General features: G+C 37.2%; 5 protein-coding genes and 1 pseudogene. 4 read left to right on the plus strand and 2 right to left on the minus strand.

What is annotated here, in order from left to right; genetic code table 11:
* Positions 1 to 33: 33 nt before the first annotated feature.
* The 4 genes from PX482_RS02360 (at position 34) to PX482_RS02375 (ending at position 5,072) form a co-directional block, all read left to right on the plus strand.
* Complete coding sequence (locus PX482_RS02360; RefSeq protein ID WP_288093924.1) at positions 34 to 1,206, plus strand: MFS transporter; 1,173 nt, start codon at positions 34 to 36, stop codon at positions 1,204 to 1,206.
* Positions 1,207 to 1,270: 64 nt separating this feature from the next.
* Positions 1,271 to 2,548, plus strand: coding sequence for an NAD(P)/FAD-dependent oxidoreductase (locus PX482_RS02365; RefSeq protein ID WP_288093922.1), 1,278 nt, complete (start codon positions 1,271 to 1,273; stop codon positions 2,546 to 2,548).
* Between the two features lie 199 nt (positions 2,549 to 2,747).
* Entirely contained in the window at positions 2,748 to 3,512 is a 765-nt protein-coding gene (locus PX482_RS02370; RefSeq protein ID WP_052277696.1) for a hypothetical protein, read from the plus strand.
* Positions 3,513 to 4,196: 684 nt separating this feature from the next.
* Positions 4,197 to 5,072, plus strand: coding sequence for a PEP-CTERM sorting domain-containing protein (locus PX482_RS02375; RefSeq protein WP_288093921.1), 876 nt, complete (start codon positions 4,197 to 4,199; stop codon positions 5,070 to 5,072).
* Positions 5,073 to 5,562: 490 nt separating this feature from the next.
* Here the strand turns inward: PX482_RS02375 and PX482_RS02380 are convergent.
* Both PX482_RS02380 and PX482_RS02385 read right to left on the minus strand, forming a co-directional pair.
* Positions 5,563 to 5,743 (minus strand): annotated as a pseudogene (locus PX482_RS02380) (DUF4277 domain-containing protein); the annotation flags it as partial.
* 140 nt (positions 5,744 to 5,883) lie between these two features.
* Entirely contained in the window at positions 5,884 to 6,777 is an 894-nt protein-coding gene (locus tag PX482_RS02385) for an ABC transporter ATP-binding protein (protein ID WP_002789959.1), read from the minus strand.
* Positions 6,778 to 6,999 lie beyond the last annotated feature (222 nt).

Genomic DNA, 6,999 nt, shown 5'->3' on the forward strand with positions numbered 1-6,999 from the left:
ACCCCCTTATGAACCTTGTGCTGGAATTTTCCCATGATGACTAAAAATGCCAATTCTCCCTTTTCTGTTGGACTTCCCGCCCTTTATTTAGTGGCCTTTTTATCGGGAATTTCCCTAGGGTTATTTAACCCCTTTGTTTCTACCCTTATGAAAGAAAAGGGTTACGACAATATTGTTATTGGGGCAAATTCTACTCTTTACTTTTTTGTCATTGCCGCAGGAACACCAATTGTGGCTAGTATTCTTCGCCAAATTGGATTAAGAAAAACCATGATGTTAGGATTCCTTTTAATGGGAATAACTGCACCTCTATTTGCCTTTACTACTCAATTATCTCTTTGGTTTATCATTCGTGGCGTTATGGGTTTGGCCTGTTGTTTATATCTGATTTCTGGACAAACCGCTATTAACTATTTTTGTAATGATCAAAATCGAGCCATGGTTAATGGTTTAGATGCTTTAGCTTTTAGCTTAGGTTTTGGTATCGGTCCGATTATGGGAGCAGTCGCCTATAATCTTTCTCCTAAGATCACTTTTTTATTAGGAAGTGGCTTGATTTTAAGTGGAATTGTTGTTGTCTTTTTTGGATTACCAGAGAAAACGGTTAAGTTTCAAAAGCCCAATTTTAGCATTATTCAAAAGCTCAAACTTCCCCTACAAGGAGCTTTTGCTTATGGCTTCAGTGTTGCCACCTTAGTTTCTCTTTATCCACTTTTTTTACTCGAACAAAACTATGGTATTGAGCGCATGGGTTTAATCTTTGGCTTGTTTATTTTAGGCGGATTAATTTCAACCGTTCCTATTACTCATTTAGCCGATAAGATGGGTAAAGTTAAGGTTTTAGTCGGTAGTGTAATTATTGTAATTGTTTCAGTTTTTGGCTTATCTTTAATCGAAAATCCCATGATTACCCCCTTTTTAGCTTTTGTCTCTGGGGTAGGAATGAGTCCCATTTTTCCCTTATCATTAGCCCTGATTGGTTCTACCGTTACCCTTAATGAATTATCCTCCGGGAGTGCTGTCTTTACCTCAATTTATAGTGCAGGTTGTACCGCCGGTCCCATTCTATCAGCTATTGTCATGACCATGATGGGAACTCGGTATATCTTCTCATTAATGTTAGTCATTTTTGTCTTATTTTTGCTGAGTTTAAGTCAGTCCCAAAAGTCCCATCCTGACTATCAACATTCTTCGGAGAATAGTTAGGAAAGTTTCTTGAATTTTAACCACACTAATTAACCCCATTCACAATTTATTCAAGGACAAAATCATGGAAAAATTAGCAATCATTGGTTCGGGTATTTCTGGCTCTCCCATCGCCTATTATCTTCAAGATCAATATGAGGTTGATGTCTATGAAAAAAGTAGTCGTGTCGGCGGTCATGCTCACACCTTAGATTTGGATGAAGATGGTCAACGGATTTCTTTTGATACGGCTTTTGTGGTTTGTAATAAACCTAATTATCCCAACTTGATGAAATTTTTTGCTGATTTAGGAGCAGAGACTCAAGATCATTTAGGCGGATTTAATTTTTATAATTTGGATACTGGAATGCAGTTTAATTCCCTAGATCTAGAACTGCCGATGGAAGAATTCGCTCGTCAGCAACCTTCAGAATTAGTCGCTTGTTATCAAGAAGCTAAACGTTTTTTTTTAGAAGCACGGGCTGATTTTTGGGAAGGAAAAACGAGAATTTCTATGCAAGAATATCTAGATAAAAATAACTATAGCCAAGCCTTTCGAGATAACTTTGTCATGCTAATGGGGTCAGCCGTTTGGTCAATTCCTACTGATTTATTAATGGAGTTTCCCGCTTCAACTTTTATCAGCTTTTTTATGACTCATGACCAAGGCGGTTTAGGGGGAAAAACGGTCGAATGGCAAACCGTTAAAGGGGGAAGCAGTCGTTATGTTGAAAGGGTCAAAGATGCTTTAAAGAAACCCATTCGCACTGAACAAGAAGTGATTTCCGTTAAAAAAAGAGAAGACGGAAAAGTAACGATAAAAACGACCACAGATGAAGAAGTTTATGATAAGGTGGTTATGGCTACTCACGCTGATCAAGCATTAGGAATACTTGCTGAACCAACTGAATTAGAACAAAACATCTTAGGCTGTTTTAAGTATAATGAAACCGCCGTAACTGTTCACACTGATCCAGTTATTATGAACCCCGATCGCAGTAAATGGCAATCCTGGAATTATGGGCAAGTAACTAAAGAAGGAAAGCTTTATACTTATGTCACTTATTATGCCAATAAAGTACATAATTTTACCGCCAAGAAAGATTATTTTGTTTCCTTAGATACCCCCCCCATCGCCATTGATGAAGATAAAATTATCCGCATTCTTAAGTATCGACATCCAGCTTATGACATGAATACTCTAGAGGCGCAAAAACAAATTTATCAACTCAATGAAACTGGCCCTATTTACTTCTCAGGGACATATTTCCACATCAAAAAACGAGGCATTGATTCCTATGGCTTTCATGAAAGTGGCATCGGTTGTGCGGTTGAATTAGTTGAACATTTGAAAAAAGGATAATGTTTGGCAAAATACAGAATCAATAATCAGCAACTATACTCAAGTATTTTTCTTGACTCTTTTGAGTAAATTTAACTACAGCTAACTGTTAGTTTCTTAAAAGAAGTTGAAAAATTCTGCTCTTTGCTGAAACCTCCTTTAGGATAGAGAAAACATTCTTGACTACAAACTCTAAAAAATTGACACAGGAGATTTAACAATGAACTCAAAACATCTAGCAACTCTATTAGGATTAACCTCTGTAATCGCTCTTAATCCTGTTCTTCCCGTTAAAGCTGAACCCGTTATTTATATTGAAACAGGGGGGAAAGACAGTCTTCACTTTGATCCTAATGTACTAGCCGTGTTGGAAAGTATTGGTTTATCTTTGGCATCGGTTGAGAATACTGATACTCCCGCACAGGGATATGATTATGCTTTTGATATTCTTCCTCCAAGTTATGACCCTAATATAAGAGGAACGGATTGGGTATTTAGTTACGATGGAGAAACAGATAATTATGAGGCGATTAGTGGAACAACTGAATTGACTGGAAGTGTCTTTTTCAACGTTGATCAAACTAAACTTAATCTTCCTCCTGTGTTCGAGATCGGGGATTTTTCTGCCTTCTTTGAAGTTAATACCGATCCCAATATTCCTGAGCCTTACTTTGTTTTTGTGAGAGATACAGCCAACACAGGTCTTCCAGTTTTTAGCACCGTAGCACCCGGCTTACCTAATGTTGATTTGGTCAATAATACTTGGATTCTAGAACCTTTAGGAATTCTTTTAACGAAAGAGTTTAGTGATTATTTAATAGCAGCAGGAGCAACACAATCGGTTGAAGGATTACAAGTTGCTGTAGCCAGAGGAGATCGTACTTTTATTCCTTTTGCTACTTCTGTTCCCGAACCTACGAATCTTGTAGGAATTTTTTCGATTGCTGGCTTAGGGTTAATTATGAAGCTCAAAAAGTCGGTTTAGTTAACCTCTGCATAACTAGAGGGCTCTCTTGGGTTTGGTGGGTAAAATGTGTTCTAAGATACAGTCCTGCTGGCGAGCGAGTGGAAGGAACCACAGAGACACAAAGGACACAGAGATCGATCACTCCTATATAAGTTAAACTTATCACACAAAGAATAAGAGAGCCACTAGAGTTGTTGTGTAATAATTAGAAAAGCTTGAATCTCTGCCACAATCGAGTGTTTAGTAATTTTAAACTATAATTTCTGTCACTCCACTCAATTAAAGTAAGAGATTCAGCCGTTTTGATTGTTACTTTGCAACAACTCTAATGATTACTTGTCATTTTGCTATATAGGGAAATTGTTCATGAATTCTTTGTTTTCATCTATTGGATTAGCATTAATTGCAACCACTTCTGCAATGTTCGTTCCTGTAACTACTATAGCAGCGACGTTTGACTATAGCCCATCTTCCGCACTTCTTAACATTCAATTGATAATTTTTACTAATACATTGCTTACAACCCATTGCCAGTAAGGATTATAGCTACAATGATGGATTTTTATCAAGGTGAAGAATTGTAATTGGTTTTCTCAGAAAAAATCAATTATTGAAAATAGTTCTTAATAGTATTCTCTACAATGACAGTTTTTCGTAAAAACATCTTGGGGAATGTAAAAACATATAAAAATATATGAAGATGTGCGGAATGTCGGCTATAGTAAACTACAGTTAATTTCAACACGACCTATTGAATCTAATCATGTTCTCAGCTTTTTTGGTGATCAAGCACAAAATGAGGGGTTTTTAGCTTTTGCGAATGCAGATTATTCTGCACCAGATGCTGGTCATACAGGAGGACGAGAATTAAATGCAGGAACAACCTCTTATTATACGGCTGGTCGAGAAACTAATTTAATTGCTAGTGGAGCAACTCGTTCAGCAAGCTTGAATGGAATAACTGGTTTTTCTAATTTCTTGAATTATCTAGACACTAATAATATTGCCATAGATAATTTAGGAATTAGCTATGGTCCTAAAGTGGGAAAAGATATTACAACAACTTGGAATTTAGGAGATGATGAATTCGGTAAAGATTGGTTTTTTACCAAAGATGGGGAAGTTGAAATCGAAGAGCTAATTTATCGAGCCAATCCAGATGATGTGGAGATATTTTTGTCATTAGGAAATACCAAAATTGTTAGTTTTGGTTATTCTCCTAATTATTTTATTTCTACTAACGAAATAGATGGAAATATTGTATTTGGACGTAATCTTCTACTGCTCGATCCAGTACGAGCTTTTAAGGAATCTGGTCTAGATTCTTTAGAATCAGGGTTAGCAGATGCTTTTTTAGAAGATGTTAATGCTGCTGGCGGTTGGGTACAACTTTTCTCTGATGGAGTCGTCAATCCAGCCACTGATGTTACCTTTACTATCGAGAATGGTTATCGAGTTTTAACCGTCTCTTTTCCTTTGGAATTAAGGGCTGTGGGTGTACCTGAACCCAGTTCACTATTGGGATTATCTCTATTAGGATTAGGTGCTATTATCTATCGTTGCTGGCGAGTTTTCTAATTGATTTCAATGAAGCTTAATTAACTTAACTCGCTTTTTCTCAGCAGGAAACAAAGAATCTACAAATTGTGCCAAAGATTCTCCATTTTGCTGAGGAATTTACCATTTTAAACTAGATATAGATGATGTCTAGATAGGGTTGGCTGAATAAATCTAAAAACCTTGTTGGATAATATTTTTAGGCTTTTTTGAAATCAAAAAGTGCCAGCCATTGGAGGGATCGGGGGGGAAATTTAGGCTCTTCTCGACTTTCTGTGATAATTTTTGCTTATGGAATCGTGAAATGTTTACTGAGAAAGACTTTTGGGACTATTTTTCTGAAGAAACTATCATTATAGACCTCATTTCCACACAGAAACCAGAAGAGCCAAATTTAGGCACTTTTTCCCTGAAAATTAGGTAATTGACCCCCTGAAAATCGGTAAAACCCTACACCCTATCCCCCACACCCCACACCCTACCCCCACCGAAAAACTTTTTCAGCAGACCCTAAATGCAAGGCTGGGGAGACAAATCCCAATCCGTTCAGGATAATCGCTTTCACGACTTGCCCAGCTGTGACAATTTCTCCTGGAACCCATTGATACTTGTTCGTTAATAATTTCAACGATTCCTATTTCATCTATAATTCCAGCTACTAATCCTAGATGGTCTAGATTTTTAACTTGAATTTCTGTTGATTAAGTCATGGTCGAACAGCCCACTCGCCTCAGTTTTCCAAGAATATGACGGTTAAAAACGGCGATTTAACTCAATTGAGGTAAATTACCGAAAAAATGCCGATCATCAACCTTAATTCTCAAAAACTGGTTTAAAATTGATTCATAATTTCCATATAAATATGTTCTAACTGTACGGTCTGACGGGCGATAGAATCAATATTAATGCCGTCGAATGCCCGAATAATCTCGCTTAATTCTAGGTGTTCATCTAACCAAAAAGCTAAATCTTTGCCGTAAAATTTGGGAGTAAATCCTAATTGTTTACCTCGATTTATGGCCGCTTCTTGATCCTGGGTATCCATGATAATAATTTCTTTCGCAGGAATGTGCTGACGCAGCTGATTTAAATTACCTTCGGCAATAATACGACCTTGTTTTAAAATGCCGATACGTTGACAGAGACGCTGTGCTTCATCGAGGAGATGGGTAGTTAATAAAATTGTCATTCCCTGGCGCCGTAATTCTCCGATTAAATCCCAAATTTCATAACGAGATTCGATGTCTAAACCAGTAGTTGGTTCATCGAGAATTAATAATTTTGGCTGATGAACAATAGCCACGGCAATATTCATCCGGCGCTGCATTCCACCGCTTAAAGTTTCCACCGGACTACGGGCGCGATCAAGCAAATTTACTGCGGATAAACTGGCTTTAATCCGATGACGACGCTGGGGGCGATCGAGTCCATAAATCTGAGCAAAAAAGTTGAGATTTTCCTCACAAGTAAGGGATTTGTACAATAAATTTTCTTGCGGTGCAACCCCAATTAATTCTTTAGTAACTCTAGAAATTGGCAAATAATTAAAGGTAATTTCTCCCGATGATGGTTTCAATAAATTACAAATTAAATTAATAGTGGTGGTTTTTCCCGCACCATTGGGACCGAGTAAACCGTAAATTTCCCCCGCTTCAATATGAAAGTTTAATTGATCTAATACTAAGCGTCTTCCGTAATTTTTTTTGACATTATTAATAGTCAGCATTTTTAATAAAGTAACAAGGATAGTCAGGATTTTTTAAGCCATCAGCCGTCAGCTAGGTAATAGAACAAATGACATGGAAATTGGCTAATTAGGGTTTGCTGAATAAATATAAAAACCTTGTTGGATAAGGCTTTTAGACTTTTTTTCCCTGAAAAAGTGCCTACCATTGGAGTGATTGGGGGGAAAATTTAGGGATTTTTTCCCCGAAAATTAGGTAATTGA

The sequence above is a fragment of the Microcystis sp. M53602_WE12 genome, from assembly GCF_030065455.1.
GTDB lineage: Bacteria > Cyanobacteriota > Cyanobacteriia > Cyanobacteriales > Microcystaceae > Microcystis > Microcystis aeruginosa.

Bases quoted from the DNA above. Each gene is read 5' to 3' on its own strand.
- PX482_RS02365 (WP_288093922.1), top strand. From the start codon at position 1,271: ATGGAAAAATTAGCAATCATTGGTTCGGGTATTTCTGGCTCTCCCATC.
- PX482_RS02370 (WP_052277696.1), top strand. From the start codon at position 2,748: ATGAACTCAAAACATCTAGCAACTCTATTAGGATTAACCTCTGTAATC.
- PX482_RS02385 (WP_002789959.1), bottom strand. From the start codon at position 6,777: ATGCTGACTATTAATAATGTCAAAAAAAATTACGGAAGACGCTTAGTA.
- PX482_RS02360 (WP_288093924.1), top strand. From the start codon at position 34: ATGATGACTAAAAATGCCAATTCTCCCTTTTCTGTTGGACTTCCCGCC.